This window comes from Micromonospora sp. NPDC050686 (genome assembly GCF_040654475.1).
Classification (GTDB): domain Bacteria; phylum Actinomycetota; class Actinomycetes; order Mycobacteriales; family Micromonosporaceae; genus Micromonospora.
Window position 1 is genome coordinate 1 of the sequence record NZ_JBFAID010000007.1, and the last position, 17,754, is coordinate 17,754.

17 protein-coding genes and 1 pseudogene are annotated in these 17,754 nt (G+C 71.1%); 5 read left to right on the forward strand and 13 right to left on the reverse strand.

Features of this window, described 5'->3' with window-relative positions:
* The 13 genes and pseudogenes from AB0H57_RS08375 to AB0H57_RS08435 all read right to left on the reverse strand — a co-directional run.
* Positions 1-77 (reverse strand): annotated as a pseudogene (locus AB0H57_RS08375) (electron transfer flavoprotein subunit beta); the annotation flags it as partial.
* Positions 78-201: 124 nt separating this feature from the next.
* Positions 202-1,902, reverse strand: a complete 1,701-nt coding sequence (locus AB0H57_RS08380) for an NAD(P)/FAD-dependent oxidoreductase (protein ID WP_357504009.1) — start codon at positions 1,900-1,902, stop codon at positions 202-204.
* A gap of 74 nt (positions 1,903-1,976) precedes the next feature.
* Positions 1,977-2,864: an LLM class F420-dependent oxidoreductase gene (locus tag AB0H57_RS08385; protein WP_357504011.1), complete on the reverse strand. Its 888-nt coding sequence runs from the start codon at positions 2,862-2,864 to the stop codon at positions 1,977-1,979.
* Entirely contained in the window at positions 2,861-4,435 is a 1,575-nt protein-coding gene (locus tag AB0H57_RS08390; protein WP_357504013.1) for an AMP-binding protein, read from the reverse strand. Before AB0H57_RS08390 ends, AB0H57_RS08385 begins: the two co-directional genes overlap by 4 nt.
* Positions 4,432-5,400: an amidohydrolase family protein gene (locus AB0H57_RS08395; RefSeq protein WP_357504015.1), complete on the reverse strand. Its 969-nt coding sequence runs from the start codon at positions 5,398-5,400 to the stop codon at positions 4,432-4,434. Before AB0H57_RS08395 ends, AB0H57_RS08390 begins: the two co-directional genes overlap by 4 nt.
* A 1-nt stretch (position 5,401) precedes the next feature.
* Entirely contained in the window at positions 5,402-6,589 is a 1,188-nt protein-coding gene (locus tag AB0H57_RS08400; RefSeq protein WP_357504017.1) for a thiolase family protein, read from the reverse strand.
* Complete coding sequence (locus tag AB0H57_RS08405; protein WP_357504018.1) at positions 6,586-7,407, reverse strand: SDR family NAD(P)-dependent oxidoreductase; 822 nt, start codon at positions 7,405-7,407, stop codon at positions 6,586-6,588. Before AB0H57_RS08405 ends, AB0H57_RS08400 begins: the two co-directional genes overlap by 4 nt.
* Position 7,408: 1 nt before the next feature.
* A complete protein-coding gene (locus tag AB0H57_RS08410; protein WP_357504020.1) occupies positions 7,409-8,578 on the reverse strand; it encodes an acyl-CoA dehydrogenase family protein in 1,170 nt (389 codons plus the stop codon).
* 158 nt (positions 8,579-8,736) lie between these two features.
* The gene (locus AB0H57_RS08415; protein WP_357504022.1) at positions 8,737-9,624 is read right to left on the reverse strand and encodes an SDR family NAD(P)-dependent oxidoreductase; all 888 of its coding nucleotides are present in this window, start codon (positions 9,622-9,624) and stop codon (positions 8,737-8,739) included.
* Between the two features lie 50 nt (positions 9,625-9,674).
* A complete protein-coding gene (locus AB0H57_RS08420; protein ID WP_357504024.1) occupies positions 9,675-10,379 on the reverse strand; it encodes an ABC transporter ATP-binding protein in 705 nt (234 codons plus the stop codon).
* Positions 10,324-11,196 carry an ABC transporter ATP-binding protein gene (locus tag AB0H57_RS08425; protein ID WP_357504026.1) on the reverse strand — a complete coding sequence of 291 codons (873 nt, stop codon included), beginning with the start codon at positions 11,194-11,196 and terminating at the stop codon, positions 10,324-10,326. Before AB0H57_RS08425 ends, AB0H57_RS08420 begins: the two co-directional genes overlap by 56 nt.
* Positions 11,193-12,095, reverse strand: a complete 903-nt coding sequence (locus tag AB0H57_RS08430) for a branched-chain amino acid ABC transporter permease (protein WP_357504028.1) — start codon at positions 12,093-12,095, stop codon at positions 11,193-11,195. Before AB0H57_RS08430 ends, AB0H57_RS08425 begins: the two co-directional genes overlap by 4 nt.
* 23 nt (positions 12,096-12,118) lie before the next feature.
* Entirely contained in the window at positions 12,119-13,006 is an 888-nt protein-coding gene (locus AB0H57_RS08435) for a branched-chain amino acid ABC transporter permease (RefSeq protein ID WP_357504030.1), read from the reverse strand.
* Between the two features lie 202 nt (positions 13,007-13,208).
* On the opposite strand from AB0H57_RS08435, the gene AB0H57_RS08440 reads away from it, so the two are divergent.
* The 5 genes from AB0H57_RS08440 (at position 13,209) to AB0H57_RS08460 (ending at position 17,688) form a co-directional block, all read left to right on the forward strand.
* Positions 13,209-14,486, forward strand: a complete 1,278-nt coding sequence (locus tag AB0H57_RS08440; protein WP_357504032.1) for an acetyl-CoA hydrolase/transferase C-terminal domain-containing protein — start codon at positions 13,209-13,211, stop codon at positions 14,484-14,486.
* Entirely contained in the window at positions 14,483-14,965 is a 483-nt protein-coding gene (locus AB0H57_RS08445; RefSeq protein WP_357504034.1) for a MaoC family dehydratase, read from the forward strand. The genes AB0H57_RS08440 and AB0H57_RS08445 overlap by 4 nt, the downstream gene beginning before the upstream one ends.
* A complete protein-coding gene (locus AB0H57_RS08450; protein WP_357504036.1) occupies positions 14,962-15,447 on the forward strand; it encodes a nuclear transport factor 2 family protein in 486 nt (161 codons plus the stop codon). Before AB0H57_RS08445 ends, AB0H57_RS08450 begins: the two co-directional genes overlap by 4 nt.
* The gene (locus tag AB0H57_RS08455; RefSeq protein ID WP_357504038.1) at positions 15,444-16,328 is read left to right on the forward strand and encodes a TIGR03620 family F420-dependent LLM class oxidoreductase; all 885 of its coding nucleotides are present in this window, start codon (positions 15,444-15,446) and stop codon (positions 16,326-16,328) included. Before AB0H57_RS08450 ends, AB0H57_RS08455 begins: the two co-directional genes overlap by 4 nt.
* A 145-nt stretch (positions 16,329-16,473) precedes the next feature.
* Positions 16,474-17,688 (forward strand): GAF domain-containing SpoIIE family protein phosphatase, encoded by a 1,215-nt coding sequence (locus tag AB0H57_RS08460; RefSeq protein WP_357504040.1) that lies wholly within the window; start codon positions 16,474-16,476, stop codon positions 17,686-17,688.
* The last annotated feature ends 66 nt before the right edge of the window (positions 17,689-17,754 follow it).

Sequence of the window (17,754 nt, forward strand, 5' to 3'; positions counted from 1 at the left end):
ACAGTGTTGTCGTCAACACGCAGGCTGCGGTCCGCGCCCGAATCAGGCACCTGCTTGACGAGTACGACGATATTCATCGCGATTCGACGACCCTCTCTCCGCCTGAGGCACCCCAGGCGGCTACCAGTACTACGGACACTTGTCGGAAGTTCTCTCTCGGTCGTGGTGGCCGCATGCCCGCGCACCCGACCGGTCGCTTGGTCACCTGTCGTCCGCGCAAACCGCGCCCACGCGCGCCGGTTCGGCGATCCTGGGGTCGACCGCCAGCCGGAAGCTCGGATATCCGCCCTCCACCTCGGCCTGCAGACGGCGGCGGTAGCGAGGCGCCCCACCGAGATAGACCATCACGCGTGGGCGCTCGTCGCGGTCCAGGTTGATGTTGTGGCCGTTGAACCACGACTGGGTCTGCGACAGGAGAAGCTTGGCGTTCACCTCACGCACGTGCTCGACCCAGTCCAGCTCAGCGTCGCGGCGTCCTTCGAAGCGTCCGATCCGGTTCTCCTGGACGTAGCGTGCGGTTTCGGTCATCCAGTTCACCACGTCCTCGATCCCCCGGGGGAAGTTGGCGGTGGCCGAGCCGGACTGGGGGCCGACGAGGATGAACATGTTGGGGAAGCCCGAGACCTGCACGCCGACGCAGGTTTCCGGTCCGTCCTTCCAGCGTTCCTTCAGCCGGACGCCGCCGCTGCCGATGATGTCGATCCGGTCGAACGGTCCCGTCACGGCGTCGAAGCCGGTCGCGTAGACGATCACGTCCAGCTCGAGATCGCGGACCTCGCCAGCACCCGTGTCCAGGCGGATCCCGGTCTCGGTCACCGCCTGGATCGGGTGGGTCATCAGGTCGATCAGTTCGACGTTCGGCTGGTTGAAGACCTCGTAGAACCCCGACTCACCCGCGACCCGCTTGGTCCCGAAGCCGTGGTCCTTGGGGATCAGCAGCTCGGCCACCTCCGGGTCCTCGACCCGCTGGCGGATCTTGCTGGCGACGAACTCCGACAGCTCGCGGTTCGGACCGGGCTCCATGATGCAGTCGCGGTAGTTGCCCATGTAGAGCCCCGCGCCCTGTCCGTGGTAGAGCTCCTCCCAGTGGCGTAGGCGTTCCTCCCTGCTCACGTCCGTGGACAGCGTCCGGTCGGGGCGATGGATGAAGCCGGCGGGCGTCTCCCGGCACCAGGCGAAGATCTCGTCGTACCTGGCTCTGAGTTCCGCCATGTCCTCGGGGCTCAGTGGCGCGTTGCCGAGGGGGGCGCACCAGTTGGCGTCCCGCTGGAGCACGTAGAGACGCTCGACCTTGTCGGCGACGTCGGTGATGACCTGGACGCCGCTGGCACCGGTTCCGATGACGGCGACCGCCTTGCCGGTGACGTCGTAGCCTTCCGGCCAGTCGAACGTGTGGGTCTCCAATCCCCGGAACGAGCCGCGACCGGCCACGCGCGGGTAGGTCGGGACGGAGAGCAGACCCATCGCGTAGAGCACGAACCTCGCGCGGACCTGCATCCCGCCCTCGAACGAGACCGTCCACCGCCAGTCGTCCTCGGACCACTCGGCGCGCACCACCTTCGCGTTGAAGGTGATGTGTCGGCGCAGGTCGAACTTGTCGGCGACGTACTCCAGGTACGACAGGGTCTCGGGTTGGGCCGCGAACTTCTCGGTCCAGTCCCACTCGCGGAGCAGTTCCTCTGAGAAGGAGTACTGGTACGTGTAGGACTCCGAGTCGAAGCGGCACCCGGGGTAGCGGTTCTTGTACCAGGTGCCCCCGAGGCCGGCGTTGGCGTCGACGACCCGGACGTCGGCGCCGATCTCCAACAGTTGGCGGAGCTGGTACAGCCCGCACACCCCCGCGCCGATGATCAGGTAGTCGACATCGGCGGCGTCCCCTGCCTCGTCCACCTTCGTTGTCATGGACCACTCCAATCAATCAAGCGCTTGCTGCACTTCTTCACTCTACTGCACCTCACCGGGAGGCGGAACCATCGTCAGAGTCCAATGATGTCGGCGTACCGCCGCATGTCCCGCTCGTAGTTCTCGTCGCCGATGCGGGGGGACACCACGACCTCGTCGATTCCCAGCCGGAAGGCCTCGTCGAGGTAGGCGCGATCGTCCTCCCAGTCCTTCTCCGTGGAGCCCTTGCTGCGTCGACCCACCTTGAGCGACAGCTCAGCCATGTCCCGACCCGCCGCGTCCATCGCCTCGCCGAGTCGCTCGACGAAGATCCGGATGTCCTCGTGGGTCCGGCTGTACCCTGCCCACCCGTCGCCGTACTTCACGATCCGCCGCAGGGTGGAGTCCGAGTTGCCACCGACGATGATCGGGAGCCGCTCCTGCGCCGGCTTGGGGAAGCAGTGCAGCGGCTCGAACTCGACGAACTCGCCGCGGTACTCGCTGATCTCCTTCGGCGACCACAGCTCACGCATCGCGGCGAGGTAGTCGTTCATCCGGGCGCCACGACGCTCGAACGGGACGTCGAGGGCCGCGTACTCCTCCTCGGACCACCCGACACCCACGCCGAACTCGAAACGCCCACCGCTGAGCTGGTCCACGCTCGCGACCTGCCGCGCGGTGACGATCGGGTTCCGCTGGGGAACCACGAAGACGTACGTCCCGATGCGGAGCCGGCTGGTGCTCGCCGCGATCGACGCCGCCACCACCAACGGGTCGTGCACACCCAGCGTGCGGTGCACCTCCGTGGCGCCGCCCGACTCGTAGGGGTACCGCGACCGGTACGACGGGAAGAAGACCACGTGCTCCGGCAGCCAGACCGAGTTGTACCCCAGTTCCTCGATGAGCTGGGCCGCGTCGTTCGACCAGCTTCCGGAGCGTGGGCCCGTTCCCGGGAACAACTCGCTGATTCCCAGCTTCCTCATGCCGGCGCTCCTTCCGTTCCGGTCTTCGCCTGGGCGGCGAAGCGCTCCTTCAAGACGTGCTTCATGACCTTCATGCTCGCGTTGCATGGAAGCTGGTCGGTGAAGAAGATGTGGACCGGCTTCTTGTAGCCGGCCAGCTGCGTACGCGCGAACCGCCGGACGTCGTCCTCGGTCACCGCCGAGCCGGGCGCCCGGACGACCGCGGCGGACACGGCCTCGCCCCACGTGTCGTCGGCGAGGCCGAAGACGGCCGCGTCCACGATGTCGTCCATCATCAGCAGCACCCGCTCGACCTCGGCCGGGTAGACGTTCGCGCCACCACTGATGATCAGGTCCTGGGCCCGGCCGGTCAGATAGAAGTAGCCGGCCTCGTCGCGGTACCCGAGGTCACCGGTGAAGTACTCGCCGTCGCGGAGCACCGCCGCGGTCCTCTCCGGCTGGTGGTGATAGCCGGAGAACATCGTGTCGGCCTCGATGACCAGCTCGCCGACCTCGCCGTCGGGCAGGGTGCGTCCGTCCGGGTCGGCCACCCGCACCGACGCCGTGGGCAGCGGCCGCCCGACGGAGCCGAAGATGTCGCGGGCCGTCGAGTGCCCCGTCCAGTCGCTGCGGTTGGTGATCGTGATGGGACCGACCACCTCGGTCATCCCCCACGTCTCCACCAACCGGTCGTCGATCACGTCGACCAGGCGGCGGGCGAGCTCGGGAGGCAACGGACCGCCGGAGTGCAGCACCGTCTGCAGGGTGGACAGCGCCTCCGGGTGGGCCTCGAGCGCCCCGAGCAGGCCCGGGATCAGCGGGGTGAGCCCCAGGGTGAAGGTCGCCCTGTGCTCGGCCATGTGGCGGCCCCACTCCTGGGGGCTGGCGCCGGGGATGAAGGCGACGGTGCCCCCGGTGTAGAAGTGCGGGAAGATCACGCCCCACAGACCGGACACGAACGACCACCCACCCGGGAAGGCGGCGTGCCCCTGCAGGGGAAGCCGGTAGGCGGCCGGCACGAGCTTGATGCAGTTGACCACCGCCCGGTGGCTGACCTGGACCCCCTTGGGAAACCCGGTCGTGCCGCTGGTGTAGCCCACCAGCGCGATGTCGTCGAGCGTACGGTCGATCGGCAGCGGGGTGGCGTCGGCCGCGGCGAGCGCGGCGGCGAACCCCGTCGCCCCGGCCGGCGGCTGGCCGCCGATCGCGATCCAGGCGGCCATCCCCTCGGTCGCGGTCAGCTCGGCGGCGACCGGGCTGACCCCGTCGGTGTGCACGAGGGCCACGGCCCCGGAGTCGCGCAGGATGTAGTCGACCTCGGCGGCCGTCAGCCGGTCGTTGACGTGCACGGCGGTGTAGCCGCCCAGGGCGAGACCGACGTAGACCTCCATGGACTCGATGCGGGTGCCCAGCATGGCGGCGACCGCGGCGCCGGGCTCGAGCCCGCGGTCCCGAAGCACGTGGGCGAGCCGCCAGCCGTTCTCGATCACCTCGGCGAACGTGCGCCGCTCCCCCATCGCGGTGACCGCGACGTTGCCGGCGAACCGCCTGCCCGCCCGGCGGAAGACCTCTCCGAGTGTCTCCTCGGTCATGCGTACTCCTTCAGGCCGTAAAGACGAACTGCGTTGCTTCCCAGGAAGAGATCGAGCTCCTCCACGCTGAGGACGGCCGGGGCCCCGGCGTACGGCGCGGCCAGGTCACGCACCATGCCGACCCAACGCGCGAGGTGCGCACCGTCGGGGTCCTCGCGTGGACCACGGATGATGTCCGAACCGAAGATGAGCCGGTGAGCGCCCAGCTGCGCGCGCATCCGGCGCACCCGGCGACGGAACTCCGGGTAGTCCTCCGCCGCGCACCGCTGCCACAGCGACAGCTCGAGGTAGGCGTGCTGCCAACCCGTCGCGCAGTCGAGCGCCTCGGCCCACCACGCCTCCAGCCCGGCGTGGGCGAAGACCAGGCGCAGGCCGGGATAGCTCGCGAGCAGCGCCGCGATCCGCGCCGGCCGGCAGCGGTCGACCTGCAACGGGTCACCGCCGAGCGGGCTGGAGTGCATCACCACCGGCAGTCGGCGCTCCTGCAGCTCGGCGAACAGCCACCCGTACGCGGGGTCCTGAAGGTCCCAGCCCGCCGCCGGATAGAGCTTGAAGCCCGTGCAGTGCTCGTGGGTGAGCGCCGCCGAGAACAGCTCCCGGGCGTCCGGGTGCCGCGGGTCCAGACCGGCGCAGAAGTACAGCCGGCCCTGATGGGCCTGGGACAGCCGCTCGTACCGGGCGTTGAGCGCCGCGATCGGCAGGTGCGCTCCGGCGGGCGCACCGACGATCGTCCAGTCGACGACCGGAACCAGTCCGGCCGCCACCCCGGCCCGGTCGAAGGCGGCCATGGTGAGCGTGGCGTCCGGGTCGCTCTGGCCGACGGCGACGTGCCCGAGCAGGTCCTCGGGGTCGCGCTCGGGCAGCCGGCGTCCCGCGCCCTGGCGGGCCCAGGCCCGGCGCAGTCCCTCCGGCAACCAGGACGCGTCCCAGACGTGCATGTGCGCGTCGATGACGGGGACGGCCATCTCAGTCACGTCCCAGCACGTGCACGGTGGAGGCGGCGGTCAGCCAGTCGACGACGCCACCGCCGATCTGGACGACCGCGCGCCGGGTCGGCCCGGGCAGTTGCAGCGGCCCGGCCTCACCCCGGAGCTGGCCCACCACGTCGTGGACCTGCGCCAGACCGCTGGCGCCGAGCGCGTGCCCGCGTCCCACCAGCCCACCCGAGCGGTTGACCGGCATCCGCCCGCCGGCCTCGGTGACGCCGTCGTCGATCCAGCGCTGCTCCGCGCCGTGCGGGCACAGGCCCACGTCGGTCCAGGCCATCAGCTCGTAGGCGACCGAGGCGTCGTGGACCTCGGCGAAGTCCATGTCCTGCGGCCCGAGGCCGGCCTGCTCGAACGCCGCCCGCGAGGCCGCCTCGACGGCGTTGGGCGCGTCGGGGCGGTCCTTCGGCGGCCGGGTGCGCAGCTGGGAGGCGAGGATCCGGACCGACCGGCCCGAGGCCACCGCCGCCGGCCGGCTGGTCACCACGACCGCCGCGGCGCCGTCGCTGACCGGCGAGCTCATCAGCACCGTCAGCGGCGCGACCACGGTACGGGCGGCGAGCACCTCCTGCGGTGCCGCACCGAACCGGCGGTGGGCGTACGGGTTGAGCCGGGCGCTCTGCAGGGAACGGGAGGCGATCCGGGCGAGGCCCTGCGTGGTGACGCCACGTTCGTCGAAGAGCGCCGAGGCGAGCGCGGCCTGGCGGTCGACGAAGGGGCTGCGGTCGACTCCGGCACCGTCGCCGGTCCTGAACACCTCCTCCACGTCGGCGCCGGCGGAGTACGCGCTGAACATCCGCTGCCGGTCGGCGTGGTTGGCCTTCTCCACGCCGAGGGCGAGCACCGTGTCGTGCATGCCGGAGGCGACCGCCAGCCAGGCCAGGTGCAGGGCGTTGCCGCCCGAGGCGCAGGCGTTCTCGACGTTGTGAATCGGGATGCCCGCGAGACCGAGCGGATAGCCGACCACCTCGCCTCGGATGCACTCCTGCCCGGTGATGAGGCCGGCCAACGCGTTGGAGAAGAACATCGCCTGGACGTCGCCGACGCCGATTCCCGCGTCGGCGAGCGCGGCGTCGACGGCGATGCGGGCCAGCTCCTTCATCGACCTGTCCAGGAACTTGCCGAAGGGACTCATCCCGACGCCGCTGACCACCACGGACCCGTTCATCGCTGCTCCTCCTTTTCGACCGGCGACGCGGGTGGCACCGGCCACGCCGCGCTCACCCCGCCGTCGACCAGCAAGCTCTGGCCGGTCACGTAGCCGGCATCCGCGCTGGCGAGGAACGCCACCGCTCCCGCCACCTCCTCGGGCCGCCCCTCCCGGCGCATCGGCACGACGCTTCCGCGTGCCGTCCCGGCGTCGCCGAACTCCCGCCGGACCAGGGCGGAGTCGATGTTGCCGAGCACCACCGCGTTGGCGCGGATGCCGCGGTCGGCGTACCGGACCGCCACGTGCCGCATCACGCCGAGCTGGGCCGCCTTCGTGGCCTCGTAGGACAGGGACCGGCGGCTGCTGAGCACACCGGCGGTGGAGCCGACGAAGACGAACACGCCCCGCCGGCGGTCCAGCATGCCGCCGAGCGCGGCCTGGGCGGTGAGCCAGTGCGAGCGGACGTTCACCTCGGTGGCGAGGTCCCAGTCCGGCAGGCTCTGCACCTTTATCGGCTCGCGCCCCGAGATGCCGACGTTGCACACCACGACGTCGAGGCGCCCGTCGCCGAACTCGACCGCTCGGGCCACGGCTGCCGCGCAGTCGCCCGGGTCCCCGGCGTCGACCCGGACCGCGAGGCCGGGGGTGGCCAGGTGCTCCACCGTCAGCCGCGCACGGTCGAGGTTCTTGTCGCCGACGACGACGCGGGCGCCCTCCTGCGCGAGCCGGAGCGCGATCGCCCGGCCGTTGCCCATCGGCAGGGTCTCGCCGGGGCGCGTCGGGCCGTCGCTGCCGCCACCCAGCACGTAGGCGACCTGACCCTCGAAGCGGCGCATCTCAGTAGCTCCGGGGCAGGCCCAGCACCTGCTGGGCGATGAAGTTCAGCGACATCTCCTGGCTCACCGGCGCCAGCCGCATGATCCGTGCTTCCCGCCAGTAGCGCTCCACGTGGTACTCCTGCGCGTACCCGAGGCCCCCGTGGGTCTGCACCGCCCGGTCGGCGGCCTGGTACCCGGCGTCGGCGGCGAGGTACTTCGCGATGTTGGCCTCCGCTCCGCAGGAGAGTCCGGCGTCGTACCTGGCCGCGGCGACGAGGGTCATCTCCCACGCCGCCTCGAGCCGGGCGTAGGCGTCCGCCAACGGGTGGCTCAGCGCCTGGTTGCTGCCGATCGGCCGGTCGAAGACCCGCCGGACCTTGGCGTACTCGGTGGCGAGACGGACGGCGGCCTGGCCGATGCCGACGGCCTCCGCGGCGATGAGCACCCGCTCGGGGTTCAGGCCGGCGAGGATGTGCTTGAAGCCCTTGCCCTCCTCGCCGACCAGTCGCCAGCCCTCGACCGGCAGGTCGTCGTAGAAGGTCTCGCAGCTGGCCACGGCGTTGCGTCCGGCCTTCGGGATGGGACGGATGTGCACGTGGTCGGGGTCGAGGTCGACGAGGAACAGGCTCAGGCCCTCGAAACGCCGCTCCGGCTCCGGGGGTGCGGGCGAGGTCCGCGCCAGCAGCAGCGCCACCGACGACTCCAGCGCCTTGCTGGTCCAGATCTTCTGGCCGCTGATGCGCCAGTTCTCGCCGTCGCGTACCGCCCGGGTCTTGATCTGGGAGGTGTCGGTCCCGGCGTCGGGCTCGGTGACGGCGAAGGCGACGTGCAGGTCGCCGGTGGCGGCCCTGGGCAGGAAGGTCTCCTTGAGCCGCTCGTTGCCGTACTTGATCACCGGTTGGAGACCGAAGACGTTCATGTGCAGCGCGGTGCAGCCGTTCATCGCGGCGCCCGAGGCGGCCACCTCACGCAGCAGGATCGCCGCTTCGGTCACCCCCCGGCCGCCGCCGCCGTACTGCTCGGGCACCGCGATGCCCACCCAGCCGTCCTTGGCCATGGCCGAGAAGAACTCCCACGGGAACCGGTGGGCACGGTCGCAGGCCAGCCAGTAGTCGTCGTCGAAGTCCGCCAGCCGGTCCCTGATCGCCCGGGCGATCAGCTCGTGGTCGGGGTCTCGTAGCTCGGGCACGGCTCCTCCTCGGCACGCCCGCGGCCCACCCGCGGGAGACTTGCTCGCTCTGCTGGCGGTCCACGGGGGCGCGGGCACCGGCGTCAGTAAAGCAACTGCTCGATTGTTGAGCAAGTGCTTGCTTTTTTCCAGCGCCCGCGGCCACCCGCTCCGCCGCCTCAGCGACCCAGCAGGTCGGTGAGGATCTCCAACTCCTGCCGGAAGTCGGTGACCACGGTCGCGGTGGACTCGTCGTTGATCTCCGGCCAGGCGTCGCGCACCTGTTCCCCGGTTAGGTCACGCGCGAACAGTCCCCGGGTCTGGGCCACCACTACCCGGGCGACCCGCCCACCGCCGACGTTGTACACCTCGCCGGTCGACTCGCACTCCGGCGCGCTGAGCCACAGCACCAGCGGCGCGACCAGCGACGGGTCGAGGCTGTCGGCCAGGTCCCCGAGCAGGTTCTCGGTCATCCGGGTGCGGGCACCGGGCTCGATCGCGTTCACCCGGATGCCGCTGCGGGCGCCCTCGATCGCGAGGGTCTTCGTGACGCCGATGATCCCGGCCTTCGCGCCGGCGTAGTTGGCCTGACCGAAGTTGCCGAACAGTCCCGCGGCAGACGTGGTGTTGACGATCCGCCCGTACCCCTGAGCGGCCATCACCGGCCAGGCGGCCTTGGACATCCAGAAGGTTCCACCCACGTGCACCCGCATGACGGCCTCGTACTCCTCGGCCGACATCTTGGCGAAGGACCGGTCGCGCAGGATGCCCGCGTTGTTGACCAGGATGTCCAGCCGGCCGTACGTCGAGGTGGCGAGGTCGACCACCCGCGCGGCGCCCTCCGGGGTGCCGACGTCGGTGGCGTCGATGACCGCCGCGCCGCCGGCCGCCCGGATCTGGTCGACGACCTGCTGGGCGGGCGGGGCCTCGGCGGCGTCCGCGCCACCGACGTCGTTGACCACCACCTGGGCGCCGCGGGACGCGAGGAGCAGCGCGTGCTCCCGCCCGAGGCCGCGCCCGGCACCGGTCACGATCGCGACCCGCCCGTCGAGCCTGATTTCGCTCATGGACCTTCCTGTCAGTCGGGGCCGGCGACGCCGGCCGGTTCATCGGAACGTCAGCCGAACAGCGCTGACATGACCTCGCCTCGGTCGCGCACCTCGTCGGGCGGGCCCGAGGCGACGATCTGACCGCGCTGCATCACGTAGACGTGGTCGCTGACCGCGAGCGCGAGCTCGGCGTTCTGCTCGACGAGCAGGATGGTCGCGCCCGAGGAGTGCAGCCGCGCGATGGTTTCGAACATCACGTCGACGATCGACGGCGCCAGGCCCATCGAGGGCTCGTCGAGGAGCAGGACGTCTGGGCCGGTCATCAGCGCCCGGCCGAACGCGAGCATCTGCTGCTCGCCACCGCTCATCAGCGCGGCGAGCTGCTGGCGTCGCTCGGCCAGGCGCGGGAACAGCTCGAACACCTCGTCGCGCCGCTCACGGAGTTTCGCCTTGTCGCTGCGCCCGCTGTACGCCGCGAGGTCGAGGTTCTCCTCGACGGTGAGCGGCGGAGCGATCCGTCTGCCCTCGGCGACCAGCGCCACTCCGGCGCGGACCACCTTGTGGCAGTTCCACCCGGTGATGTCCCGCCCGCCGACGGTGACCGTGCCCGCGGACGGGCGGTGCAGACCGGCGATGCTGTGCAACGTGGTGGTCTTCCCGGCGCCGTTGGAGCCGATCAGGGCGACCAGTGATCCCTGGTCGACGGCGAGGTCGACCTCACGAACCGCCTGGACCGCGCCGTGCGCGGCGGAGAGTAGCGATACGCGCAGCATCGGAGCGCTTTCCAAAGTAGGCCTCCTTCACGTCGTCTTGTTCCAGGCACCACCTGGGCGCACCCTGCGAGAGCATCGCGCCGGAGTTCATCACCGAGACGGACTCGCAGAAGTCCTCCACGAGCCGCATGTTGTGCTCGATGAGGATGAGCGTCAGCCCGCTGTCCCGCAGCTCCACCAGAAGCTCGCCGACCTCCTGCGACTCGGCGTCGTTCATGCCCGCGGTCGGCTCGTCGAGGAGGAGGACGCGGGGCTCGGTGGCCAGGGCGCGCGCGATCTCCACCCGCCGCTGGTCGCCGTAGGACAGCGTCTCGGCCAGGGCGTCGTGGTCGGCGCGGACCCCCACCCGGTCGAGCAGCTCGCGGGCGCGCGCCCGGACCTCGCGCCGCTCCCGGCGCTCGCCGGGGCTGAGGAAGATGGCACCGGCGAGCGTGGACGACCTGCGCAGGTACGCGCCCGCGACAACGGTCTCGAGGACGGTCATCCCGGCGAACAGCCGGATGTTCTGGTACGTCCGCGCCACCCCGCGCCGGGCGATCTGGTACGGCGGCAGGTGGGTCACCTCGTCGCCGAACACGGAGATGGCGCCGTCGTCGGGGTGGATGAACCCGGTGACCAGGTTGAGCACGGTCGTCTTGCCGGCGCCGTTGGGGCCGAGGATGCCGTGGATGCGCCGGTGCGGCACCCGGATGGTGATGTCGGAGACCGCGGTCAACCCGCCGAACGCCTTGGTCAGACCGACGATGTCGACAGCCGGCGTCTCCTCGGCGGCCGGTGTCCCGCGAGCGGCCTCGGGGGACGGGGTACGCAGGCTCATGACGCCACCTTCTGTGCGACGGTGCCGCGCGGGCGGCTGACGCCGGTCGGCGAGTCGGCCCGTGACCGCGCGCGCAACAGGCGCAGCCGGCGCAGGTCCACGAGGCCACGCGGCAGGTAGATGATGATGACGACGAGCAGGACGCCGGTGACCACCCGGTCGTACTCGCCCAGGACGTCCCGTAGGAGTTCGGGCAGGATCGTGAACGCGACGGCGCCGACGATCGGCCCGGCCCAGTGGAACGCTCCGCCGAGCACCACCGCGGCGAGCGTGACGAAGCCCAGGTGGGTGTAGAAGGTGTCGGGCCCGATGTACTGCAGGAAGCTGGACTGCATCACGCCCGCGGTGCCGCCGAGGGCGCCGGAGATGACGAAGCCGACCAGTTGGATCCGGCGCGGTGCGACGCCCAGGGTCTGCGCGACCGCCGGGTCCTCCCGGACCGCCGCCGCGGCGAAACCGAAGCGCGACTTGGCCAGGCGGGCCAGCACGAAGCCCGCGACGACCAGGCAGCCGATCAGCCACGCCCAGGTGCCCAGCTCGCCCGGTACGAGGGTGCCGGCCGCTCCGCCGGTGAGGTCGGAGAGATTGACGATCAGGACCCGACCGATGAGGACCATCGCGATGGTGGCCATGGCGAGGTAGTGGCTGTGCAGGCGGACGACCAGCGCGGCGGTGACGGCGCCCAGGCCCGCACCGAAGACGACACCCAACACCAGGCCGAGCAGGGGCGACAGGCCGACCGCTCCGGCGAGATAGCCGAAGGTGAAGGCACTCACCGACCCGAAGAAGATCGGCGCGAGGCTGAGGACGCCGGTCCAGAGGCTGACGTAGATGCTGAGTGCGAACAGCGCGTTCACGCCCGCGAACTGGAGTGTGGTGAGCCAAGCGGTTGTGCTCATGGAGGACCCTTTGCTGGTTGCGGTCAGGCGCGGACGAGTTGGCGCTCGCCGAAGATGCCCTGGGGCCGGACGACGAGCACGAGCAGCAGCACGCCGAAGGTGATCGCGTCCCGGAAGCCGGAGGAGATGTACTGCGAGCTGAGGACCTCGAGTACACCGATCGCGACGCCGACCGCCGCGGCGCCGCGGATGTCGCCGTAACCGCCGACGACGACGGCCGCGAACCCCTTGAGCAGCAGGGCCTCGCCGACGCCGAAGGACACGTTGTTGTCGGACAGGGCGGCCAGCACGCCTGCCAGGCCGGCGACCCCGGCCGCCATGAACGCCACGGCGACCAGCGTGCGGCGGGCGTCGACACCGACGATCGTGGCGGAGCGCGGATCCACCGAGACGGCCCGTACGGCTGCGCCGAAGCGCGAGCGGTTGAGCAGGAGGTGGACGGCGGTGACCGTGACCACCAGGGCCGCGATGCTCAGCAGGTGCGCGGGGAGCACGACCAGCCCCGCGACGCGGATCGGGGTGGTCGGCACCGCGTCGGCCGGGTAGCTCGTCGTGGTCGGCCCCGCGAAGGCCTCGGCGACCGTCAGCAGCACGATCCAGACGCCGATGCTGGCGATGATCGGGGCGAACGCGCCGGCGTTGCGCCGGCGCAGCGGCGCGAAGGCCAGCGTGTCGGCGAGGACCCCGAGGGCGCCGGCGAAGAGGATCCCCGCCGCGGCGGCCACCCAGAAGTTGACGCCCTGCTCGGCGACCAGCCAGTACGACGACAACGCACCCCAGGTGGCGAAGGTCCCGTGGGCCACGTTGAGGATGCCCATCCGCGCGAGGATGAGGGCAAATCCGATCGCGAACAGCGCGTACACGCATCCCAGCGCGATCCCGTTGACGAGCTGTTGTGCCAGGAGTTGCACAGGGGCACTCCCCTCCAGAGGAAGTGGGCGTTCGCGGCGCTCGAATCAAGCGTTCGCTTTACGGCATCGTAAGCTCCGTCACACTCCATCTGTCAACACTCAATCAAGCATTTGCTTAACTTCGTTCCGCGCACTAGTCTCGGTGACCTCGCCCGCACGGCCTGTGTGGCCGCGCGTTCCCTCGATGTCTTTCGGAGGTGCGATGAAGCTCCCGAGGACGGTGGTGCCCGACGCGGCCATCCGGACGATCCCGTCCGGGAGCACGATCGTCGCGGCGCCCGGCTGCGGCACGCCCGAGACGCTGCTCTCGGCCCTCGGCCGGCTCGCCGACCTCCTCGACTCCCCCCGCCTGTGCTCGGGCCTGCAGCTCGGGTCCTACCCCTTCCTCGACGCCTCCACGGCGGGCCACCTGCCCTACCGCACCTGGCACCCCTACGGTCCGGCCCGCGCCGCGCTGCGCCCCGGGCACGTGGACTACGTACCCGCCCGGGCGTCGGCGGTGCCCGGCCTGCTGGACGATTGGGACAGCTCGGTCGCCCTGATCCGCGTCTCGCCGCCGGACCGCAACGGCTGGTGCAGCCTCGGCCCTTCGTCGAGCTACGTCCACCACGCCGTCGCGCGCGCTCGACTGGTGCTCGCCGAGGTCAGCCGCGACGTCCCGCGTACGCACGGCGACACCATGGTGCACGTCGACCGCATCGACCGGCTGGTGGAGGCCGAGCACCCGATGTGCGTGTTTCCGGCCGCCGCCCGCGACGAGGTGAGCGACCGGATCGCCGCGCACGTACTCGAACTGCTCCCGGCGGAGCCGACCCTGCAGCTGGGGATCGGGGCGGTCCCCGAGGCGCTCACGGCGTTCCTCGCCGACGGCGACCTCCGCGGGGTGCGGTTCGTGGGGATGGCCAACGACGCGATGGTGCCGCTGTTCTCCGCCGGCGTCGTGCCATGGAGCACGGATCCGAGGCCCGGGGTGCTCGCCGCCGAGCTCATGGGCACCGCCTCGCTCATGGCCTTCGCCGACCACAACCCGGCGATCGTGCTGCGGAACAGCCGGGTCTCGCACGCCCCACACGTGCTGGCGCGCATCCCGCGCCTCGTCGTGGTCAACTCGGCGATCGAGGTCGACCTCGCCGGTCAGGTGAGCGCCGAGATGGTCGGGGACCGCCAGGTGTCCGGCATCGGTGGGAGCGCGGACTTCGTGGAGGCGGGCTTCGGATCCGACGGCGGTCTGTCGATCATCGCGCTGCCGTCCACCACCCCCGACGGCCGGCGCGGCCGGATCGTCAACCGGCTGGGCTCGGGCCTGATCTCCCTGGCCCGCCACACGCCGGACGCCGTCGTGACCGAGTACGGCGTCGCCTGGCTCCGCGGACGCACGGTCGCGGAGCGAGCCGCGGCTCTCGCCGCGGTGGCCCACCCGGACCACCGGTCGCGACTCGTCGCCGCGACCACCGAAACCTCCCAGGAGGAGATCCCGTGACCATCCATACCCGCCGCGGCCGCTACTACGAGGAGATGATCCCCGGGGACGTCTACCGGCACGAGCCCGGCCGGACGATCACCGAGGCCGACAACGTGCTCTTCTGCGGCATGACCCTCAACACCCAGACGTTGCACCTCGACGCGGCGAAGTCCGCCGAGACGGAGTTCGGGCAGCGGCTGGTCAACAGCCTCCTCACCCTGAGCATCGTGTGCAGCGTCGGCGTGCCGGACCTGACCCAGAAGACCACCATCGCCAACCTCGGGTTCGGGGAGATCACCTTCCCCGCACCGGTCTTCATCGGCGACACGGTGTACTGCGAGACCGAGATCGGGCCCAAGCGTCCCTCGGCGAGCCGCCCCGGCCAGGGCATCGTGACCCTCGAGCACCGTGGCCTGAACCAGCACGGTGTCCTGGTGTGCCGGGCCGTCCGCAGCGCCCTGGTCCGCTTCCTGCCCGCGGACGAGAAGTCGGCATGACCGCGGACCCCGCCCACCAGCAGCTCGCCGAGCGAGTACGCCGGCTCGAGGACCTTCGCGCGATCGAGGGCCTCGCGGCCCGCTACCACCGCCTCTGCGACGGCGGGTGGAACGGCCAGAGCCACGAGGACCTCGACGCACTGGTCGCGCTCTGGGTCCCGGACGGCGTCTACAGCATCAACGCGCGCCGTCCACCCTGCCGGGGGCACGCGGAGATCCGCGAGCAGTTCCAGCGCCTCCGGACCTCCATGCCGTGGATCTTCCACACCTTCACCAACAGCGACCTGAGCCTGCACGACGACGAGGCATCCGGGACGTTCAAGGGCATCGCGTACTACCGCCGTGGCGGCGGTGGGCACATCGTCGTCGGCACCTACTCCGGTCGGTTCCGGCGCACCCCGCAGGGCTGGCGCTTCGTCTCCTGGACCGCCGACCTCGCCCACGGCTCCGTGCTGAGCGCCGAGCACGAGGCGTCCCGGTGAGCCTGCCGGCAGGTCCCTGGGGAGCCTGGGCGACCGGACTGCGGTTGCGGCCCAGCGGCGAGGCACGGGACGCCGTCGCGGCGCTTGAGGAGATGGGCGTCTCTGCGGTGTGGATGACCGGCGGCACCGGCGACCCCTTCGACCGGATCACCGCCCTGCTGGACGCGACCAGCACCGTCACCGTGGCCACCGGGATCCTCAGCATCTGGGAGATGACGCCGGCCCAGCTGGCTGCCCGGCTGGCCGGGCTGCCGGCGGAAGGCCGGGCCCGGTTCCTGCTGGGCCTCGGGGTCAGCCACCAGCAACTGGTCGAGCGCCGGACCGCGGGACGGTACGACAAACCGTTGACCCGGATGCGGGAGTTCCTCGACGGGCTCGACCGGACCCAGGCCCCCGGCGCACGCCGCCCGGAACGGGTGCTCGCCGCGCTCGGGCCGCAGATGCTCGACCTGGCGGCGGAACGTGCGGCCGGAGCGCACCCGTACCTGACCACGCCAGCGCACACCCGCACCGCGCGCGGCCGCCTCGGCGACGCCTTCCTGGCGCCCACCCAGATGGCTCTCCTGCTCTCCGACCCGGACCGGGCTCGGCAGGCGGCACGCCGCTACCTGGCGCCGTACCTCTCCCAGCCGAACTACCGCAACAGTTGGCTGCGTGAGGGCTTCACGGCCGGGGACCTGGCCGACGGCGGCTCGGATCGGCTCGTCGACGCCCTGGTCGCCTGGGGTGATCCCGCCCAGGTCGTCCGGCGCGCCGGAGCGCATCTCGACGCCGGCGCCGATCACGTCTGCATCCAGTTGCTCGATCCGGCGGGCAGTTGGTCGGACCACGCGATCCCGCTCGACGCGTGGCGTGAGCTGGCGGGCGCGCTCACGACCTGACGCCGCAGAGCCGTGACCCTCTACCACCGTCCGAGTGGCTGGACCGGCCGATGCGCCTCGGATCTGCGTCCGCCGGGCCTTTTGGCCTGGTTAATCCCGCCCCCCGCGGCGTCAGAAGTGGCGGAGGTGCAACTACGATTCGGGGATGGTTCGCGCGGAGAGCCTGGGAGGCGAGCAGCGGTTGCGCCGCATTGAGGCGGTGACCGATGCCGCCCTGTCTCGACTCGATGCCGCCGACCTGTTCGACGAGCTACTCGACCGGGTCCGCGACCTGATGCAGGTTGACACGGCCGCCATCCTGCTGCTCGATGTACGCGCCCGGCAGTTGGTGGCCACCGCATCCAAGGGGCTGGAGGAGGAGGTTCGGCAGGGCTTCCGCGTCTCGGTCGGTCGGGGATTCGCCGGCCGAATCGCCCTGACCCAGCAGCCGGTGACCATCGAGCAGGTCACCTCGGACAAGGTGGTCAACCCGATCCTGCTGCAAACCGGTGTCCAGTCCCTGCTGGGCGTACCGATCATCGCGCGCGCCGAACTTGTCGGCGTCCTGCACGTCGGCACCCTCACGCCGCGCCGGTTCACCCCCGACGACGTCCGCCTGCTGGAACTGGTCGCCGACCGGATCAGCCTGGCCAGTCGGGCCCGCGCGAACACGCTGGACCAGGCCGCCGCCCTGGCTCTGCAACGTAGCCTGATCCCCACCGAACTGCCCGAGGCGCCCGGCCTTGAGCTGGCCGGCCGGTACGTGCCGGGTCACGCCTCCGGCGTCGGCGGTGACTGGTACGACGTGTTCAGCCTCCCCTCCGGTTGGCTGGGCGTGGTCATCGGTGATGTGTCGGGTCACGGACTGCCGTCCGCGGTGGTGATGGGACGGGTCCGCAGTGCGCTTCGCGCGTACGCCCTGGTCTGCGACGACCCGGCGGAGGCACTGACCCTCCTCGACCGGAAGGTGGTTCATTTCGAGGCCGGCAATCTCACCACCGCGTTGTACGCGATGATCTCTCCGGACGCCTCCACCATGCACGTCTCCGTCGCCGGACACCCTCGGCCGGTCCTGGCCGTTCCCGGCCAGCCGACCATCATGCTTCCCGCACACGTCGACCCCCCGCTCGGCACCGGCCCCCGGCAGCCGCAGCGGCACACGACCGCCGTCGATTTTCCACCCGGTGCGGTCCTTGTCTCCTACACCGACGGGCTCGTCGAACGCCGCGGCGAGCTGCTCGATGCCGGAATCGCCCGTCTGATGGCCGCCGTTCCGCTGGCTCCCGTCGAGACCGTGTGTCAGGCCGTCATGGCGACCCTCGACGCCGAGCACCCGGATGACGACATCGCTTTGTTGGCCATCCGCCGGCTGACCGACTAGGGAATCCTGCGCCGCCTGTCGTTGCGCCCCCGCCGGAGGCGCACTGACCGCGACCCGGCCGGGGTC

Coding starts and splice junctions, on each gene's coding strand:
- AB0H57_RS08380 (WP_357504009.1), bottom strand. CDS start 1,902: ATGACAACGAAGGTGGACGAGGCAGGGGACGCCGCCGATGTCGACTAC.
- AB0H57_RS08385 (WP_357504011.1), bottom strand. CDS start 2,864: ATGAGGAAGCTGGGAATCAGCGAGTTGTTCCCGGGAACGGGCCCACGC.
- AB0H57_RS08390 (WP_357504013.1), bottom strand. CDS start 4,435: ATGACCGAGGAGACACTCGGAGAGGTCTTCCGCCGGGCGGGCAGGCGG.
- AB0H57_RS08395 (WP_357504015.1), bottom strand. CDS start 5,400: ATGGCCGTCCCCGTCATCGACGCGCACATGCACGTCTGGGACGCGTCC.
- AB0H57_RS08400 (WP_357504017.1), bottom strand. CDS start 6,589: ATGAACGGGTCCGTGGTGGTCAGCGGCGTCGGGATGAGTCCCTTCGGC.
- AB0H57_RS08405 (WP_357504018.1), bottom strand. CDS start 7,407: ATGCGCCGCTTCGAGGGTCAGGTCGCCTACGTGCTGGGTGGCGGCAGC.
- AB0H57_RS08415 (WP_357504022.1), bottom strand. CDS start 9,624: ATGAGCGAAATCAGGCTCGACGGGCGGGTCGCGATCGTGACCGGTGCC.
- AB0H57_RS08420 (WP_357504024.1), bottom strand. CDS start 10,379: ATGCTGCGCGTATCGCTACTCTCCGCCGCGCACGGCGCGGTCCAGGCG.
- AB0H57_RS08425 (WP_357504026.1), bottom strand. CDS start 11,196: ATGAGCCTGCGTACCCCGTCCCCCGAGGCCGCTCGCGGGACACCGGCC.
- AB0H57_RS08430 (WP_357504028.1), bottom strand. CDS start 12,095: ATGAGCACAACCGCTTGGCTCACCACACTCCAGTTCGCGGGCGTGAAC.
- AB0H57_RS08440 (WP_357504032.1), top strand. CDS start 13,209: ATGAAGCTCCCGAGGACGGTGGTGCCCGACGCGGCCATCCGGACGATC.
- AB0H57_RS08450 (WP_357504036.1), top strand. CDS start 14,962: ATGACCGCGGACCCCGCCCACCAGCAGCTCGCCGAGCGAGTACGCCGG.
- AB0H57_RS08460 (WP_357504040.1), top strand. CDS start 16,474: ATGGTTCGCGCGGAGAGCCTGGGAGGCGAGCAGCGGTTGCGCCGCATT.